Annotated in this window: 13 protein-coding genes and 2 pseudogenes; 8 read left to right on the forward strand and 7 right to left on the reverse strand. The window is 59.0% G+C overall.

All coding sequences use genetic code 11. The features are described from left to right. Positions 1 to 78 precede the first annotated feature (78 nt). Positions 79 to 1,404: an ATP-binding protein gene (locus EDE09_RS18570; protein WP_105372315.1), complete on the reverse strand. Its 1,326-nt coding sequence runs from the start codon at positions 1,402 to 1,404 to the stop codon at positions 79 to 81. Positions 1,405 to 1,774: 370 nt separating this feature from the next. Between EDE09_RS18570 and EDE09_RS18575 the strand changes: the two genes are divergently transcribed. Further along, positions 1,775 to 2,572 (forward strand): MipA/OmpV family protein, encoded by a 798-nt coding sequence (locus EDE09_RS18575; protein WP_245505195.1) that lies wholly within the window; start codon positions 1,775 to 1,777, stop codon positions 2,570 to 2,572. Between the two features lie 118 nt (positions 2,573 to 2,690). Next, positions 2,691 to 4,607 (forward strand): 4-alpha-glucanotransferase, encoded by a 1,917-nt coding sequence (gene malQ / locus EDE09_RS18580; RefSeq protein WP_132412286.1) that lies wholly within the window; start codon positions 2,691 to 2,693, stop codon positions 4,605 to 4,607. A 99-nt stretch (positions 4,608 to 4,706) separates the two neighbouring features. On the opposite strand, the pseudogene EDE09_RS18585 reads toward malQ, so the two are convergent. The 3 genes and pseudogenes from EDE09_RS18585 to EDE09_RS18595 form a co-directional block, all read right to left on the reverse strand. Beyond that, positions 4,707 to 4,991: pseudogene (locus EDE09_RS18585) on the reverse strand (hypothetical protein); the annotation flags it as partial. A 54-nt stretch (positions 4,992 to 5,045) separates the two neighbouring features. Beyond that, a pseudogene (locus EDE09_RS18590) lies at positions 5,046 to 5,372 on the reverse strand (IS110 family transposase); the annotation flags it as partial. A 128-nt stretch (positions 5,373 to 5,500) separates the two neighbouring features. After that, positions 5,501 to 5,983, reverse strand: coding sequence for an Hsp20 family protein (locus tag EDE09_RS18595; RefSeq protein ID WP_105372318.1), 483 nt, complete (start codon positions 5,981 to 5,983; stop codon positions 5,501 to 5,503). A gap of 435 nt (positions 5,984 to 6,418) precedes the next feature. On the opposite strand from EDE09_RS18595, the gene EDE09_RS18600 reads away from it, so the two are divergent. Together EDE09_RS18600 and EDE09_RS18605 are read left to right on the forward strand one after the other, a co-directional pair. Beyond that, positions 6,419 to 6,778: a response regulator gene (locus EDE09_RS18600; RefSeq protein ID WP_105372319.1), complete on the forward strand. Its 360-nt coding sequence runs from the start codon at positions 6,419 to 6,421 to the stop codon at positions 6,776 to 6,778. A gap of 88 nt (positions 6,779 to 6,866) precedes the next feature. Next, complete coding sequence (locus tag EDE09_RS18605) at positions 6,867 to 7,943, forward strand: histidine kinase dimerization/phosphoacceptor domain -containing protein (protein ID WP_132412288.1); 1,077 nt, start codon at positions 6,867 to 6,869, stop codon at positions 7,941 to 7,943. Positions 7,944 to 8,281: 338 nt separating this feature from the next. Here the strand turns inward: EDE09_RS18605 and EDE09_RS28265 are convergent, their stop codons facing one another. Beyond that, on the reverse strand, positions 8,282 to 8,443 hold the full coding sequence (locus EDE09_RS28265) for a hypothetical protein (protein ID WP_157949042.1): 162 nt from the start codon (positions 8,441 to 8,443) through the stop codon (positions 8,282 to 8,284). Between the two features lie 895 nt (positions 8,444 to 9,338). Beyond that, complete coding sequence (locus EDE09_RS18615; protein WP_105372322.1) at positions 9,339 to 10,445, reverse strand: FAD-binding oxidoreductase; 1,107 nt, start codon at positions 10,443 to 10,445, stop codon at positions 9,339 to 9,341. 213 nt (positions 10,446 to 10,658) lie between these two features. On the opposite strand from EDE09_RS18615, the gene EDE09_RS18620 reads away from it, so the two are divergent. The 4 genes from EDE09_RS18620 to EDE09_RS18635 are packed head-to-tail and all read left to right on the forward strand — an operon-like array spanning position 10,659 to position 16,422. Continuing rightward, positions 10,659 to 12,743: a hydantoinase/oxoprolinase family protein gene (locus tag EDE09_RS18620; protein WP_132412290.1), complete on the forward strand. Its 2,085-nt coding sequence runs from the start codon at positions 10,659 to 10,661 to the stop codon at positions 12,741 to 12,743. Between the two features lie 6 nt (positions 12,744 to 12,749). After that, positions 12,750 to 14,738 (forward strand): hydantoinase B/oxoprolinase family protein, encoded by a 1,989-nt coding sequence (locus EDE09_RS18625; RefSeq protein ID WP_132412292.1) that lies wholly within the window; start codon positions 12,750 to 12,752, stop codon positions 14,736 to 14,738. After that, on the forward strand, positions 14,735 to 15,058 hold the full coding sequence (locus EDE09_RS18630) for a (2Fe-2S)-binding protein (RefSeq protein ID WP_105372325.1): 324 nt from the start codon (positions 14,735 to 14,737) through the stop codon (positions 15,056 to 15,058). Before EDE09_RS18625 ends, EDE09_RS18630 begins: the two co-directional genes overlap by 4 nt. Continuing rightward, positions 15,055 to 16,422, forward strand: a complete 1,368-nt coding sequence (locus EDE09_RS18635) for an FAD/NAD(P)-binding oxidoreductase (protein ID WP_132412294.1) — start codon at positions 15,055 to 15,057, stop codon at positions 16,420 to 16,422. Before EDE09_RS18630 ends, EDE09_RS18635 begins: the two co-directional genes overlap by 4 nt. Positions 16,423 to 16,431: 9 nt before the next feature. Here EDE09_RS18635 and EDE09_RS18640 read toward each other — a convergent pair whose 3' ends face one another. Then, a complete protein-coding gene (locus tag EDE09_RS18640; protein WP_132412296.1) occupies positions 16,432 to 17,337 on the reverse strand; it encodes a LysR family transcriptional regulator in 906 nt (301 codons plus the stop codon). Positions 17,338 to 17,340 lie beyond the last annotated feature (3 nt).

Here is a 17,340-nt window from a genome sequence, read left to right on the forward strand (position 1 = left end):
CTGATAACGCGACGCTTGTGTGGGTGTGTGTATGTGCACGAGCGAGGTCCTGCCCCCTTCGCCACAAGTCACAGACCATCACTGCGCAGGCAATATGAGTCTGACGACAAAACCGTTTGGCCGGCGGTCGAGGAATTCCAGCGCTCCCCCGTGGGCTTGAACGATTTCCGCGACGATCGACAGCCCTAGCCCAAATCCGGAATTCGCATCGTTCCGTGCGCTATCAATCTTAAAGAAGGGTTCCAGAACGCGCTGCCGTAATGTTTCGGGAATACCCGGGCCATCGTCTATGACGTCAATGGCTATCGTTTCGCTACCGGCATATAGATCGACAACGACCTGGCTCGCGAACTTGGTGGCGTTATCGCAGAGATTGGTGACAGCGCGGGTGATGGCGAGCGGCCTGCAGTTGACTATCAGCCTGTTCGGCCCCCTATAGGAGATGTCGAAGCCTGTATCGGCGAATTCGCTGCAGATTGTCTGCACAGTGCTGGCAATGTCTATCCGCTCGACATGCTCCTTGCGGTAGCTGTCACGCAGATAGTCGAGACTTTCACCCAACAACCGGTCGATATGATTTATATCTGACAATAGGGCCTCCCGGAGCGGATCTGCCGGCAAACGTTCGGCCTTTAGCCGGAGCCTCGTCAGAGGGGTGCGAAGATCGTGACTGATGCCCCGCAACATGCGAGTCCGCGATTCCACCATGATCGCGATCCGTTTTCGCATGCTGTTCAGAGCCTTGGCGAGGGCCACGAGTTCAGCGCTGCCGCGTTCCTCGAACACTTCTCCGTCATCTGAAATGTCCGCATTCATCGCTGCCACGGATATGCGCCGCAACGGCAGCATAATTGCCCAAACGGCAAAAGCAGAGAAAAGAAGAATGAGGGTAATCAGGGCGACCAGGATATAGGAGCCGCGCCCCACGAAGTCACTCGTCAGAAAAGGGTCGGATGAGACAGGTGTGAACAACATCGTTGTATCGTCCACTCGCATTGCAACAATGCGGTCCCCGTTTAGAAAGGTTCTCCATCCGCCTAATGGTGAAATTGCATTGTCGGGAGGGAACAGCCATTCGATGACCGGAGCCCAGAAAGTCCATTCCGGGGACCACGTTGTAAACTTTTCACTCAAGGACAAAGGCTGCAGCGTGAAATCCCAACCCGCGCGCCGGGCCGCGTCGAGGATGACCTGCCTCTCACCTGGCGCGGCTACCGCCAAAAGGCCGCTCACGGCCTGGACGTGTTCGGCTATCTCTTCGATATCCAACATCTTGTAATCGTCCCGGACCCAGCGCTCGAGCAAAGGCCCTGCCAGGACGATGATTATCAACAGGGCGAGTATGGCAAGAGCGGTGATCTGCCCTTGGATAGTCCTCAGGCCCGGTGGGACACGCACTCTCATAATCTTCCGTTCTCAAATCAGGCTGTCTCCATGTAACATGAACCAAAAAATGCCTATCCATATATGATGTTACATTTTGTTGCGGCCGGATTGCTATCCCATAGCCAAAGCGCCTGCTTGAAAACAAGAAGCACCGACACGTTAAGAGCGTCACAGGCTGGCTATGAGTCCTGCCGCAGGGTGGAAGTCGTTCGCGAGCCTGACCGTAACATACCTTAACACAATGACATGTTCGAAGGGTGCCCGATCTGAAAAGAGGAATCCGCATGTCGTCGCGACAGATCCGGCGGCAAAGTAACTCGTTGGAGCCCTCATGTTTTTCACAAAGCCAGACAGCAGGCGTGTTTCCTTATGGGCTCTTGGGGCCACAATGGGCGTTGTCGGAATTGCGCCGGGCGTGCTTGCCGCCGACGCTGCGGCCGAAGAGCAGATACCTGTCCCCCAGGAGGAATTTGATCAAAGGAGGTTCGATCAGAAGCTTCCTGAGCGGCAGTGGAGCCTGATTGTCGGCGGTGGCGCTCAATACGAGCCGGAATATGAGGGTAGCGGTGACTTGAAGATCAGCCCCATCCCCTTGGTCCTTTTCACGTATGACGACTGGTTGGAGATTGATCCTTCAGGCGTCGCCGTCACGCCCTTTCGCTACGGCGGCTTCTCGCTCTCGGGAAAGATTGGCTATGAATCAGGCAGGGACGACGGTGATGATGATCGGCTTCGAGGCCTGGGCGACATCGATTTCGCGGCAACAGTCGGTGTCAAAGCGGCATATGAACTAGGTCCCGTTGAATTCTACGCCGAGATGGAGCAAACGATCGAGGGCAGCGAGAGCCTTATCGGTACGTTCGGCATCGGCTATTCCCAGCCTGTGACGGAAAAACTCATTCTCGGCGCCAAGGCCGAGGCGATTGTCGCCAACGATAAACACATGGAAGCCTATTTTGGTGTGAATGCCGCCCAGTCGGCAGCCTCCGGCTTGCCCGAATACAAGGCAAAAGCGGGCCTGAAACGCGTCGATGTTTCCGCTTCGGCCACCTATCTTCTCGATGAGCATTGGCTTGTGCGGGGGCAGGCCGAACTCGGGATATTGACCGGAGACGCGGCTGACAGCCCAATCGTGGAGAAGCCATTGCAGCCCTCCGTTTCTCTTTTTGTGGGATACAAATTCTGATGCTTCTTGAGGTCGCGACAAGCTAACGGACCGCATCATCATTTATGAAGATCGGGAACCTTGGGAGGAGAAGCCTGTTTGCTTCGCCACATACGCGTGGGCAGCAAGGACCATCTGGATGATAAATCCATCAGACGAAAACGAGATCGCGATTGATGAGCTGGCTGAGGCGCTCGGAATGCAGGCCAGCTATAAGGATCTTCAGGGTGTCGTGCAGGAGGTTCCGCGCACAACGAGGCTTCGGCTCCTGCAAGCGTTGGGATTTTTAGATCGGAGCTCGCTTGAATCAGTTGGAAAAAGACCACCGCCTCGCCTGGAAGTTCCGGAAGGCGCGAGATGCTATATTCCGAAGCTGCTTCAGGAGAATGGTGTCTGGGGGATTTCTGTCCAGCTTTATGAACTTCGGTCTTCCCGCAATCACGGAATAGGCGACTTTGAGGATCTGAAGAACTTTTGTCAGATCGCTGCAATGTCCGGCGCAGACTTCATAGGGCTCAACCCGCTCCATGCGCTCTTTTTGTCAGATCCAAGTCGCTGCAGCCCTTATTCACCGTCCAACCGCCTGTTTTTTAACCCTCTCTACATAGCCGTCGACCGCGTTCCGGGGTTTTCCGAGGATATGGTCGACCAAAAAATGATTGCAAAACTGAGATATTCTGAAACCGTGGACTATGTGGGGGTGACACATGTCAAGCTCGCGACGCTCAAGATCCTTTGGCAACGCTGGAAATCGGGTGATCGGCAAAGTCCCCGCTTCAGCAGCGCCGCTTTTGAACATTTCAAAGCCACTGGCGGCAGTGACCTTTATGGACATTGCCTGTTCGAAGCCATTTCAGGGCAGATGACGGCGCAAGGTCACGGCAGCGGCTGGTTGAACTGGCCTCCATCGTTCCGTAACCCCCGAAGCTCAGAGGTCCAGGATTTTGCTGCGGCAAACGAGGATCAGGTCGATTTTCACGCATGGCTTCAGTGGCTGACGACCCTGCAGATCGAAGAAGTCGCAGCCGATGCCAGGGCTGCCGGCCTCAGCATCGGTCTCTATTTCGACTTCGCCGTGGGTGAAGTCCCGGACGGATCCTCGACCTGGTCGAGGCCGGACCTGGTTCTTCGAGGAGTGCATATTGGCGCGCCCCCCGATGCTTTTAGCTCCGCTGGGCAAGACTGGGGCCTGGTGCCATTATCGCCTGCGCCGTTGATGGACCGGGCTACATCCCCCTACAAGAAACTGATTGGCGCCTCGATGGCATATGCAGGAGCACTGCGGCTCGACCATGCTATGGGCCTGTGGCAGCTCTTTCTTATCCCCGAGGGAGAAAGGCCAGCTGTCGGAGCCTATTTGCGCTACCCGTTTCCGCAGATGATCCAAAGCCTCGCGGAAATCTCCCAAGCTAAAAAGACGATCATCGTCGGGGAAGATCTCGGAAATGTACCGGAAGGGTTTCGGCCTGCAATCGAGGACGCGGGTGTATTGGGTTACCGGGTTCTCTATTTCGAGGATGCCGATGATGAGGGCTTCGCGCCGAAAACTCTTCCCCGGTATTCGCTTGCTTGTCTCTCGACCCACGATCTTCCACCGCTGGTCGGCTGGTGGCGCTGTGACGATATCTCCTTAGAGCTAAACCTCGGGCGCATCGATCACGAGGCCGCCGCTCACTTGCGTTCCGAGCGGCAGAAGCGGAAACGGGCGCTGCTTCAGGGATTGGTGCAGACCGGTCTTCTACCGCCCGACATGGCTATCACCGCTGAAGGTGGCGCGATCGTCCCAGACGTCGCGATCGGTCTACACCGCTTACTGGCGAGGGCATCAAGCATGTTGGTGACGGTGCGCCTATCCGACTTGCTGGGAGAAAGTCTTGCCACAAATATCCCCGGTACTTCGAGTGAGTATCCCAATTGGCAGCTGAAGCTGAAGATCTTGATAGAGGACCTGCCGACCAATCCGCTTTACAAATCAATTACGGCGGCGCTGTCTGAAGAGCGACCCAAAAGAGACGGTCATACAACCGGTGTCTCCGGTAGAAGCGCGTTCCTGTAGCTTATGAATGCCGCTTTCTAAAATGAGCCGATGGCCGGCAAGACGGCAGTATCAGGTTTTGTAAGCAGTCGGGGAATCCGGCGCGCCCTGATGACCGCATTGCTCATCGGCCATGTCCAGGGCCTTCAGCGCTTCAATGATCTCGTAATAGGAGACCGCTTTGTCCGTGCCGGGATAAAGGCGAAGAGCGGGGATCGACTCGATTGCATAGATATCGGATGCCCAAGAAGCGAGAATGGCCCGCTTTTCTTCCTTGCCGATGTCCTTGGCGGCAAGCACCTCACGCGGGTGATTGAAGTGCCTTGACGGGTGAAGCAGATGCCCGGCGCTGATCGCTGCGGTGGCTGTGTTTTCGATCGGATATCTGACGCTTTCCTCTCTCATAAACTGCTCCATTGACTGACCTATGGAACTTGTTGGATGTTGCGGCGCCGGCCCGAGAACGACATCATCACAAATGTCGTCGAGCCAATCGTACATCACCATCCAGTGGCGGGTCGCCTCGACAACAGCGTGGCTGTTCTCGCGGTAGTGCTGGAGAAATCCATCCAGCGACTGGCGGTCGTTCTTAACCCGACCGGAGCGCAGCATCTTACCAGCACAATCCTGCACCACCAAAATGGCTGTAAGATTTGTGGTAGTCGACCCGATATGGTATTCATAAGAGGCGGTCGTGCTTCCAATTCCCTTATTGAGATCTGCAAAACCCCAATAGGATAAGCCGAAAGGCTGGAAGTGTGACTGTCCCTCCATCATCACCTGCATCTCAGTGATCCGGTCTTTCAGTGGGTGCGGCCTCTTTCATGCCATCTCCTTTCTCTGTTTGCAGGCAGAGCTTCGCCGCAGCTGCCGAGCCACGCTCGGCAGCTGGACCATGTTCCGCTGTCGCAGGTTTAGGCTGCCGCTTTTTTGTCAGACTCGATCTGCTTGGTTTCGGCCTTCGGCAAAGCCCGATCGCTGGAAATCTCGATCCGGCGCGGCTTCATCGCTTCGGGAATCTCCCGCTTCAGATCGATGGTCAAAAGGCCATTGGCGAGACTTGCTCCGGTGACCCTGACATGGTCGGCAAGCTCGAACCGCCGCTGGAACGCGCGGCCGGTGATACCACGGTGCAGATACTGGCCCTCTTCGCTGTCCTCCTTCTGACCCGCCACGACGAGCATATTCTGCTCCTGCGTGACTGTTATCTCGTCCGGTGAGAAGCCTGCGACCGCCATGGCGATGCGATAGTCGCTTTCTCCGGTTTTGACGATGTCATAGGGCGGCCAGCTGTCGATCGACTCGACGCGGTTTGCGGCCTCGAGCGCATTGAGCATGCGATCGAAGCCAATGCTCGACCGGAACAGGGGAGAGAAATCAAAAGTGGTGGTTCTCATAGCCACATCCTCCTTTGAAGCAACATGGGTACAAGACAGCGTCTGATTCAGACGCCCTCGACGCCTGATTAACGAAGCGGCCCCGCTTTGGCAGCCGGCAGTAAATGATCTAGTAAAACAGGATCACGGTTCAAGAGGTGGCGCGTAGGGTCCGCGTCCCTGAGTGACGACTAGAGTTACCGATCCCTCGTACCATTTTAGCAGATGGAGGACGCAATGACGGGCAGTCTGTCAAGACGACCTCTTTTTTGTACACGAGAAGCACTTCGTTCAGGAACTTGGGTGTCTCGAAAATTCAATCTGCAGCGCGAGATTGTTCCTTTCGGCCTCGGGATGGGGTCGTAGGTGTTGAAGCTGATACCGGCGCCGGGCCGGTAGGAACATGTTGGGGATCCAACGAGTTTTTCGTCTGAGCAAACGAGATCGGTACAATTCATGCCGCAGACAAGCATTCTGGTCATCGAGGATGAGCCGTTGATCCGCATGGCTGTGGCAGACGACTTGCGCGATGCAGGCTTCCACACCTTGGAAGCAGCCAACGCCGAAGATGCTCTCGAAATTCTTGCTGCTGAGGCCTCGATAGCTGCGATCTTTACCGATATTGATCTGCATGGGAAGGTTGACGGTTTGAAGCTCGCTTGGACGGTCCAAGATCGATGGCCGGCTGTCAAAATCATCATCACCTCCGGCAAGCGAAGAATAGAGCGGACCGAGGCGCCGGACAGTTCGCTGTTTTTCCCGAAACCCTACACTCATCAAGCTGTCATTGAAGCGATAAGGCGCGTGATTTCGTGAAGGGCTGCATCGACCATCGACAAAATAGCTAGCCGTCCCTTTCAATGCCATGATATGGACTCTCGCGTGCTGTCAGCGCGGATGTCCAATGACAAATCCTGAAGAACCAAACCCGCCGCCACCTCCAACCGTTTCCGATCTTCCGCATCTGGCCGAAGCGCTCGATGACAATCGCTTCCGGCAATTTCTCGACCATGTCCCCTTCGCAGTCGCGGTCTCCGAACTGGGGGAGGACGAAACCCTTGTCTACGGCAATATCGAATTCGAACGTCTGACTGGCGTTTCGGCAGAACAACTGCAAGAGAAATCCTGGTCTATCCTCCCTCCGGCCCCTGCTTTGGCGGGTGGACCTGAACTCGCTGCGGCATTGCTCGAAAACGAAGAATATCTCGGGGCTTTCAGTCTGCCGGCGGGCGCGGAGAAGCGGGTCGTTGATGCCTGGTCAAATACCATTGTTGGAGACGCCGGGCAGCCTCTCTTTCGATTGCTGGCGATGTCAGAGCGCGAACGTCCGGACGAGGCGTCAGTTTTGACGGAAGCGCTTGCTGAAAAGGACGTTCTGCTGAAAGAGCTTCAGCATCGGGTCAAAAACAACCTGCAAATGATCACCGCGTTGATCCGGATGGAGGCACGTAACGCGCAACGCCTCGAGGAGACAGATCGCTTCAACAAACTGGCGGGCAGGATCGAAGCCCTGTCTATCCTCTATCGCTCGCTTTATGCCGGCAGCGAAACCGAAACTGTCGATCTCGGGACTTATGTCAGCCAGATCGCTTCATCCGTGATGGCGGCACATGCGATCGAAGGCATCCGCCTGGATATGAAAGTCGACGCTTGGCCGGTTTCGGTCAATGTCGCCATGCCCGTGGGTCTTGTGGTCAATGAGCTTATGACCAATGCCCTGAAATATGCCTTCGCCGGTCGCGACGGTGGTGAGGTCAAGGTCCGTTGCACTGTTGACGACGAAGGATGCAAGGTCATCGTGGCTGACGACGGGGTCGGGCTTTCCAACAAGGCCGATTGGCCTCGACGAGGCAAGCTCAGCGCCATGATCGTCCAGTCGGTCAAACATAACGCCAACGCCGAGATCGATGTGGAGTCCGAGCTGGGTAAGGGCATGGCGGTAACCATCGCTTTCAGGCGGCGGGACGCAGCCCAAGCCTGATTGATCCGCGTGCCATAACGGCCGGCTGAGATCAGTTCTAGGCGGCGCGGGCGCCTCTATGCGACCATTCTCGATGCAAGCCGGAGTTAGCGCTTACGCCAATGGCTCGAGCATTGCTTTCAACTGATCAGAATGCGTTATCCCAAAAAGAACCCATTGACCAAGTCTCCGGCCGCTGCTGCCGCAACACACGGAAGCGATCTAGCGATTCCAGCATTCTGCACATCGCCTATCAATTTCCTTCAATTTCTTGGCATCTGTTCTGGGGACGGGCCAGTACCGTAAACGACTGAGATCAGCTGGTCACAAGGTGCCCAGGAATGATCCCACGTCCTTCGCTATTTAGCGCGCGTGAGTTTTTCGCGAGTGAGAACGATTTCGAAGTTTCCGTCGGGCAGAAGCTCTACGAGGTATCCGTCCACCGTATAATAAATCACCGTTAAAGGCGCCTCATCGACAGCATCTGGATCGGGCTTACGCATGGCTTTGATAATTGTCACCACGGAACCCCTCTCGTTAAAGCAGCTAATAACTTGCTCTCGGGGGTTGATCATAGCGCCCGTCCCCTTGTCCACCGGTAACAAGCTTAGAGGGTAGCAGAACTGGGGGCAAGGGCAGCGTTGAGAAACGGACCTGAGTCCGTCCCGGGCATCTCACAGGCTTACTATGATCCCCTTTATCTTGAGGGAGGACGGCTTCTTTTTCACAGATCGGGCCTTGAGCCGCGCGAACAACATTATGGTTAACGACATATATAAGGCCGCACCTACAGGTTGGATATACGGTCGGACCCAACCAGCACCCGCAAAAGCCGAACCAACCCCGCGCCGATGGATAGCCGTCCCATACTCGGCTCCAAATCAGTCAGTCCCTCCCAAGGCAAGTTCTTGGTTTGCCTGCACACCGAAGATCGGTTGCTTCGGCCCAGTCTCGTTGAACTTATCGAGATACATGACCATCCCACGATCTAAGACGTGCCGCACTATGGCAAGGTCGTGCGCGACGACAAGCATCGCTGGATCACGCTCGCACCTCAGCTCACGAGCAGATTGACGACCTGTGCCTGAACCAAGAGGTCGAGCGCTGAGACTGGCTCGTCGCCGACGAAGAGCGTCGGGTTGTGTTAAGGCACCATCGCCGAGGCCGGACGGCCCTGCGCGAGACCTGCGTACACAACCGGCCGCCCTCGGCCGCACCGGACAGGTCAGCATGCCGGATAGCAGGGCGCGACCTCCGCGGCCAGGCTTCTGGCCACCGCTACGAGGTCCTTACTGCGAGGCTTGGTGGTCATGACCGACATTTCCGTGTGAGTGAGTCGTTTTCCAGAGGCTTAGCGAATCCACGGCACGGGTCGATGGCTCGAATTGGTTCAGGACCCTGGAGTGCCATGTTCGGCTAGCTGAACCGTTGAATACGGAACTCATACAGGGGCGTTTCCGTCTCACCTGTCGCGATTAGTTCCGCCATGACGTCACCGACGCCTGGCCCCAGCTGAAACCCGTGACCGCAAAAGCCAAAGGCATGGAAGAGCCCGGGTGTCGTGGCCGACGGTCCCATGACAGGAAGACCGTCGGCGACATATCCTTCGCAGCCGGACCATGTGCGGATGACGGAGACATTAGCCAGCGCCGGCAAGATCGGCAGGAGCGCGCGCAATTGCGGCGGCAGGCGAGCTGGATCCGCCTTGGCGTGGCCGCTGTCGAGCGAAACATCTGTCCTTTCCGCGCCACCGCCAAATATAATGTTTCCCCGCTCGACCTGCCGCAGATAGCCCCCGCCATGGTCATGCGCCCAGACACCGACGACCGGCAAAACGCGGTGCGGCAAGGGTTCGGTCACGCCCATTTGCGGGCCTTTTGCGACGATCGGGACGGGTTCGCGGAATTGGGCGGAGATGCTGGCTCCCCAAGCGCCGGCCGTATTGAGTAGGGCTTCGGCCGAATAGGTGCCAGCCGATGTCTCGACCTCGAAACCGAAGGCTGTCCTGCGAATGGCCCGCACATCGACATTTTCGACGATATTGGCGCCGATCCGGCTTGCGGCATCCGCGAATGCAGGTGCAATCAACCGCGGATTGCCGCTACCGTCTTCCGGCGAAAATGATGCGGCGATCGCTTCCGGACCAAGGCCGGGAAACCTTGAATGGAGTTCTGTCGGTGCAAGCTCCTCAAGATCAAGGCCCCAGGGCCTCGCAGCCTCGGTGAAGTTGCGCATTTCCTTCAGCCCGTTTTCGCTGAAAACGAGCCGGACATGCCCGGTCGCGCGAAACTCGACGTCCCGCCCCAGCATTTCAGCTGCCTTTCCCCAAAGTGTCAGCGAACGCCGGGCGAGGGGAAGCTGGGGCAGGTAACGGCCGCTGCGGCGAATATTGCCGAAGGAGGCGACGGTCGCGCCGCTGCCGACCCGGTTTCTCTCGATCACCGTTACCCGCAGGCCGCGCCGGGCGAGAAAATAGGTTGATGCGGCCCCCATCAAGCCGCCTCCCAGAACGATTACATCCATGAAGCCGTTTCCATCGTCTCTTCCATGCCCTTCACCATTTCGGGAGCAGCCAACGGTGTCAAAGTCGAGCTTCTCGGCCTCCCATAAGTCGGGCCTATGGGCAGCGGAAGCCAAAACATAAGCCCGACTTATGGGACGTGGCTTTTTCGCTCTTGGACCAGCTTCGCCAATCCGTGTCAGCTTCATGACAAGCAGCAGGAAAGGACCCTGGAAATGGACAATTCGGCCACGCCCGGCAAAGGCGCCTTCGACCAGCAGGACTGGAAAATCGGCGTTGATATCGGCGGCACCTTCATCGATTTCTGTGCTCTTGAAACACGCTCTGGCCGCGTTGCCTCCCTGAAAGTCCTGACGACGCCCGATGATCCGGGTGCTGAACTGATGACGGGACTGTCGCTTCTTGCTGAACGGGAAGGACTTGAGCCTTCTGCCGTCAGCCGTTTCGTTCATGGGACGACGGTCGGCATCAATACGGTGATCCAGCGTCGTGGCGTATCGCTGGCGCTGATGACCAATGCAGGCTTCGAAGATGTCATCGAGCTGGCGCGACTCAGGATGCCCGACGTCTATTCGCTCTTTTGTGCCCGCCCGGACCAGCTGATTGCCCGCGACATGATCTTTGGCATTCCGGCCCGCCTGCGGGCAGATGGCAGCGAAGCGCAGGCGCCGGATCTTTCGGTCGTCGCGACAGCGGTCGCCAGGGCAAAGGCGAATGGTGCGGCTGGCATCATCATTTCCTTCCTGCATTCCTGGCGTAACGATGCGCATGAGGCGGCCGTAAAGCAGGAGATCGCCCGTATCGCGCCTGAGCTCTTCGTATTCACGTCCTGCGAGGTCTGGCCGGTGATCCGTGAATACGAGCGGACGACGACCGCCATCCTGAATGGTTACGTCCATCCGCGTGTTTCCGGTTATCTGACAGCGCTCGAAGAAAAGCTGCTGTCGCGTGGCGTGACGGCGCCGGCACTTCTGACCAAGTCGAACGGCGGCGTCATGAATGCCGACGAAGGCAAGCGTTCCTGCGTTCAGATGCTGCTGTCAGGCACCGCGTCCGGCGTCATCGGTGCCGCCTGGCTTGCCCGGCGCGCCGGTGAAAAGCATATTCTTACCCTCGACATCGGCGGCACTTCGGCGGATTTCGCGCTGATCATCGATGGCGAGCCGCAATTCGGAACCGGTGAGCTGATCGGCGAATTCCCGCTACATATTCCCTCCGTCTCCGTCAGCTCGATTGGCATCGGGGGTGGTTCGATCGCAAGTGTCGATGCGCAGGGCGTTCTGCGTGTCGGCCCGGAATCGGCGGGTTCGACACCCGGCCCAGCCTGTTACGGTCGCGGCGGAGCACAGGCGACCGTCACCGACGCCATGGCCGTTTGCGGCTGGCTCGGCCATAGCCAGATGGCCTACGGGCAACTGCAGATCGATGTTGGCCTTGCTCGCGCGGCCCTAACCCGGCTGGCAGAGAAGATCGGCCGCACGGCAGAAGAGGCAGCCCAGGCCATTCTCGACATCGCCATTTCGGAAATGTTCGTCGAAGTCGAAAAGCTGGCATCGCGTGCCGGCGTCGATCTGCGCGAGTTCACGCTGATGCCGTTTGGCGGCGGTGGTCCTATGCTCGGCGCCTTTCTGGCTCGCGAATTCAAGATGGCCAAGGTCATCGGCCCGCCGCGGCCCGGCGTCGTCTCCGCGCTTGGTGGTCTGGTCGCCGACTTGCGTGGCGATTTCATCCGCACCGTCTTTACCCATCTTTCCGAAGAGGCCGCGCCGCAGCTGCGCGGCGCTCTTGAAGAGCTTGCCCTTGAAGGGCGTAACTGGCTGGCGAGGCAGGGCCATGCCGGGGCCGCGACGCTGAATATCTCCGCCGACATGCGTTATCTCGGCCAGAGCTTCGAGATCGAAGTGCCGATCCAGGCCGCCTGGATTGCCGAAGGCAGATTCGCTTCGATCAACGAAGCGTTTCACGCCATGCATGCACGGCTCTACGATTTCGATGATCCTGATGGTGCGATCGAGATCGTCAACTTGCGTCTTTCGGCAATCGGCGCAGGCCCAGTTCTGGAATTCCCGGTCGACACTCGTGAAGGCGGCGAAGCGGCCAATGCCGAGCGTGAGATCCCGGTCTTTACCGGCAAGACCATCGAGTGGATAGGCCTCCACCGGCGAGACCGCCTGCGCCCCGGCAGCCATTTTTCCGGGCCGGCCGTCGTTGCCCAGGAGGACACGACTTTCGCCATTCCGGGTGGGACTCATGTCGAAGTCGACAGCCACCTGAATCTGCACCTCACCTTTTCGGAGTAACAGCTCATGTTCGATCCCTTGAACCTTCAGGTGTTCGCCAACCACACCCGTGCTGCTGCCGAAAACATGGCCTATACGCTGCAGCGTACGGCCCATTCAGCCTTCGTCAAGGAGACGGAGGATTTCACTGTCATGCTCGTCAACCGCAAGGGCGAGACTTTTGGCGTACCGATGGGGCTTGGCGCCACATGGTATCCTGGCCTCACCTATACCCGTGCGATCGACATGATCGCCGATTACAAGCCCGGCGACGTCGCCTTCACCAACGATCCCTATTCCTGCTTCGTCGCCACCCATGCGCCGGACACCCATCTCTGGAAGCCGGTCTTCTACGAGGGCGAGATCATCGCTTGGACGGGCGGCCATATCCACAATACCGACATGGGCGGCGCCGTGCCCGCCTCGCTATCGCGGGCACTGACGGAAGTTCATCAGGAAGGCATCCGATTTCCGCCGATGAAACTGGTCAACGAAGACGTCTTCGACGAGCAGATCCTGAGGATCATGACGACCAATGTCCGCAAGCCCGACCTCAATATCGGCGACATGAAGGCTCTCGTCGGGGCGCTCAACACGGGCGAACGCAAGATCCTCGCTATGGTCGAGAAATTTGGCAAGCAAGTCTTTCTCGAAGGCACCGAGGTCTTGCTAGACCATGCCGAGGCGCAAGCGCGCAATATTCTGCGCTCGATGCCGGACGGTACCTGGGAATTCGTCGATTATGCCGACGAGGATTCCGTCGAGGCCAATCCTTGCCGGCTGAAGTTGACGCTGACGATCCGCGGTGACGAGGCAATCCTCGATTTCACGGGCTCGGATCCGCAGCTCGGCTCCTCTCTCAACGTTCCCTCCGGTGGCGACCCGCGCCATACCATGCTTCTGGTCGGTGTCTATTACATTCTCTACACGCTCAATCCGAAGATCCTGCTCAATACCGGCCTGACGCGGCCATTCACCTGCATCACACCGAAGGGCAGCGTGCTGAACCCAATTGCGCCGGCAGCCGTTGGTATGCGCTCGCTCACCTGCGCGCGTCTTCGCTCCGTCGTCTTCGGCGCCTTCAATCAGGCGGTGCCCGATAGGTTGCCGGCAGCGCCGGCCGGCAACAATTGCATCGTCAACGTGATGACAACGGATGAACGCAATGGCCGAACGGTTATCGCCGCAGTCAATCCCGTGGTCGGCGGCGGTGGAGGCATGCCCTATCGGGACGGCACCAATGGTTCCGGCGCCGATGCGGCTTATCTCAAAAACACGCCGATAGAGATCACTGAAACGGAAGTTCCGATCGAGTTCGTCAAATATGGGCTCGCCAGGGATAGCGGCGGTGCGGGGCGCTGGCGCGGTGGTCTCGCAACCGAAATGGCCTTCCGGGTCTTTTCACCGGATAGCCGCATCACCGCCCGCAACCGCGATCGCAGCTTCTTCCGCCCCTGGGGCACACTGGGTGGCAAAGCGGCGGGCCTTTCCGACATGGTGCTGAACCCCGGCAGCGACGAATTCAAGCGGCTTGGCAATATCGACACCGCCATCCTGCAGCCCGGCGATGTGCTGGAAATCCGGTCTGCCGGTGGCGGTGGACGCGGCAATCCGATCGAACGCGAAGTCTGGCGCGTGGCACAAGATGTCGCTCGCGGTTACGTCTCGGCCGAGGCTGCCGAACGTGACTATGGCGTTGTCATCAAGGATGGCGTGGTGGACGAGGCGGGAACGGAAAAGCTGAGGGCCGCCCGCGCGGTGCCGGATGAGCATTTCCACTATGGCCCCGAGCGCGATGGATATGAGGCACAATGGACCCGAGAAGCCTATGATCTGCTGACCGAAATCCTGCAGGGCCTTCCGATTCACTGGCGCTTCTTCACCAAGACGGAGATCTTTCGCCGGATGAAGGGTCGCGTCGGAGCAGACGGCGTGGCGGCGGCGTTTGCGGATGTCCAGGTACGCTTCAAGGATATGCCGGAACCCGTCGTCGAGCGGAAAGAGGCTGCGGAATGACATCCGGATTGCAATCTGCCCGGCCTGCAGGGCGAATAAGGCGCCTTGCCGAAAAGGGCAGGCCGCAGGTCCGGTTCAGACTGGACGGTGTCGATTGTAAGGCGCTTTCCGGGGACACGGTGCTGACCGCGGTGCTCGTCTCCGCACCTGCCGTGCGGCAATCGGAGTTCGGGCCGGAAAAACGGGCCGGCTTCTGTCTGATGGGAGCCTGCCAGGACTGCTGGCTCTGGCAGGAGGATGGTCGGCGGCTTCGGGCCTGTTCGACCCTGATTGCCGAAGGCATGCAATTGCGAACCGCGCCGCCGGAGATCTGGCCATGACCGACGGGAGCGGAGAAAAGGTGGTTATCGTCGGCGCCGGTCCCGCGGGTATCCGCGCCGCCGAGGTTCTGGTTCAGGCGGGGATAAGACCCGTCGTCATCGATGAGGGGCTCAAGGGCGGCGGCCAGATCTATCGTCGGTCGCCAGAGGGTTTTACGAGATCGCCGAAGCAGCTTTACGGATCGGAAGCCCACAAGGCCGTCGCGCTCCACTCCCTGTTCGACCGCATGGTCGCGGTCGGAGCGATCGACTATCACCCCCAAAGCTCCGTGCTTTCGACGGCAGGCAATCTTCTGCAGGCACTGACACCTGCCGGACGCCAGGACTTCACGTATTCCCGCCTGATCCTTGCAACCGGCGCCATGGACCGCCTAGCGCCTGTTCCTGGCTGGCAGTCGCCAGGCGTTTATAGCCTCGGTGCAACGCAGATCGCGCTGAAGGCACAGGGGATCGCGCTTGGTGGCCAGACCGTCCTTGCCGGTTCGGGGCCATTGCTCACGCTGATCGCCACCCAGCTGCTGAAGGCTGGCGCGAATATCGCGGCAGTCCTCGACACATCCTCGTCTCGGAACCAAGTGTCGGGATTGCCTGGCATGCTGGCGAGGCCCACCCTGGTTTTGAGGGGCATCTTGATGCGGTCGAAGCTCGGCCGGCTTTACCATGCCGGTGTGACGCTGGAGCGGATCGAGACCGATGAGCGGGGCCCTGTCGCCATGCACTGGCGCGATGCCCGCGGCAAAAGCCGTGTCGCGTCCTGCGACGTGGTGGGTCTTGGCTGGCATCTGCGTGCCGAAACCCAGCTGGCGGGTCTGGCCGGCTGCTCGTTCGACTATGACGAAAGCTGGTTGCAATGGCTGCCCCGCACCGATCGCATGGGGCGAGCGGGCGAAAGGCTCTATCTTGCTGGCGATGGGCTGAGAATCCTCGGCGCCGATGGTGCGGAGGTCACTGGCCGTCTCGCCGCGATCGCCTGCCTTGCGGATATGGGTTGGCCCTTCCCGGATGCGCGACCGGACTTGCGCCGGCTGGAGCGGCTCGAGCGTTTCGCCCGCGCCATGGCCCGCGCCTTTCCCTGGCCGCGTGATATCGTCCGCGCCGTTCCCGACGAGACCGTTGTCTGTCGCTGTGAAGGTGTGACCGCCGGTCAGTTGCGTGAAAGCGTCGTCTATGGCGGTGCCGAAGCCAATCGGGTCAAATCACTTGCGCGTGTCGGTATGGGGCGCTGTCAGGGGCGTTTCTGCCAGCTTGCCAGCGTCGAGCTGATTGCCGAAAAGGCCGGTTTAAAGGTCTGCGATGCGGGTCGGTTGCGCGAACAGGCGCCTGTCAGGCCGCTGCCTATCGGTGACTGGGTTCGCGAGGCCTGACCAGCCGGCTCAGGTGGTGGTATTGCCAGCATTCAAAACCGCGGCACAGGCCTCTCGCAGACTGTCACGCATGGCAATATGACTTCCCGTGAGCGGTCGGTCTCGGCTAGTCAGCAACGCGATCGGCACGGAAATCTTCTGCTGAAGCGGGCGCCGGACGAGGCCCGCGAATTGTTCCCAGGGCAGAAGTCCATCGACAATGGCGACACCGAAACCGTCGCGGACGAAGGGCAGGGCGGTGATGGAAATATCGATCTCGATCGCCGGATTGAAGATCTGTTTTTCGGCAGCCGCGGCGCTCACCAGCAATCGGCCGGGAAGCGTGCCGGCGCGGTAGGAGATCAACATCTCGTTCTGAAGATCGGCAAAACCGATTTGTTCCAGTTCGGCAAGCCGGTGATGTTCGGGAATGATGCAGATCAGTTCCGCGTGCCCGAGCGTCTCAACGTCGATGCCGGGCCGGGCGAAATTGTTCATGACAATGCCGAGCGGCGCATCGCCGTCGCGGATCATGTCGACGACATTGACGAGCGGTGCGATCAGCGATCGGACGACGATGTCCGGATGGGAGGCGCGAAACGCGACCAGCGCCTTCGGCACGATCGACATGGCTGGCGGCGCGGAAGCCGCGACCCGGATCAGCCCGGTACGGCCGAAGCGCATGTCCGTCGTGCGGCGGCGAAGGGCGCTGAGCTCGGAAAAGATGCGTTCGCATTCCGGATAAAGCTCCTCGGCTTCCCGCGTCGGAACCAGCTTGCCGCGCACGCGGTTGAAAAGCTTGAAACCCAGTTGATCCTCGGCATGCAGAAGGATCTGGCTGAGCGCCGGCTGCGATATGTTCAGCATCGCGGCGGCGCCGGTCACCGTTCCGGTTCGCATCAGCATGCAAAAGACTTCGAGCTGGCGTGCCTGCATTGA

Origin of the sequence: Neorhizobium sp. S3-V5DH (genome assembly GCF_004343065.1) — a bacterium.
Classification (GTDB): Bacteria; Pseudomonadota; Alphaproteobacteria; order Rhizobiales; family Rhizobiaceae; genus Neorhizobium; species Neorhizobium huautlense.

Coding starts and splice junctions, on each gene's coding strand:
- EDE09_RS18570 (WP_105372315.1), bottom strand. CDS start 1,404: ATGAGAGTGCGTGTCCCACCGGGCCTGAGGACTATCCAAGGGCAGATC.
- EDE09_RS18575 (WP_245505195.1), top strand. CDS start 1,775: ATGGGCGTTGTCGGAATTGCGCCGGGCGTGCTTGCCGCCGACGCTGCG.
- malQ (WP_132412286.1), top strand. CDS start 2,691: ATGATAAATCCATCAGACGAAAACGAGATCGCGATTGATGAGCTGGCT.
- EDE09_RS18595 (WP_105372318.1), bottom strand. CDS start 5,983: ATGAGAACCACCACTTTTGATTTCTCTCCCCTGTTCCGGTCGAGCATT.
- EDE09_RS18600 (WP_105372319.1), top strand. CDS start 6,419: ATGCCGCAGACAAGCATTCTGGTCATCGAGGATGAGCCGTTGATCCGC.
- EDE09_RS18605 (WP_132412288.1), top strand. CDS start 6,867: ATGACAAATCCTGAAGAACCAAACCCGCCGCCACCTCCAACCGTTTCC.
- EDE09_RS18615 (WP_105372322.1), bottom strand. CDS start 10,445: ATGGATGTAATCGTTCTGGGAGGCGGCTTGATGGGGGCCGCATCAACC.
- EDE09_RS18620 (WP_132412290.1), top strand. CDS start 10,659: ATGGACAATTCGGCCACGCCCGGCAAAGGCGCCTTCGACCAGCAGGAC.
- EDE09_RS18625 (WP_132412292.1), top strand. CDS start 12,750: ATGTTCGATCCCTTGAACCTTCAGGTGTTCGCCAACCACACCCGTGCT.
- EDE09_RS18630 (WP_105372325.1), top strand. CDS start 14,735: ATGACATCCGGATTGCAATCTGCCCGGCCTGCAGGGCGAATAAGGCGC.
- EDE09_RS18635 (WP_132412294.1), top strand. CDS start 15,055: ATGACCGACGGGAGCGGAGAAAAGGTGGTTATCGTCGGCGCCGGTCCC.
- EDE09_RS18640 (WP_132412296.1), bottom strand. CDS start 17,337: ATGCAGGCACGCCAGCTCGAAGTCTTTTGCATGCTGATGCGAACCGGA.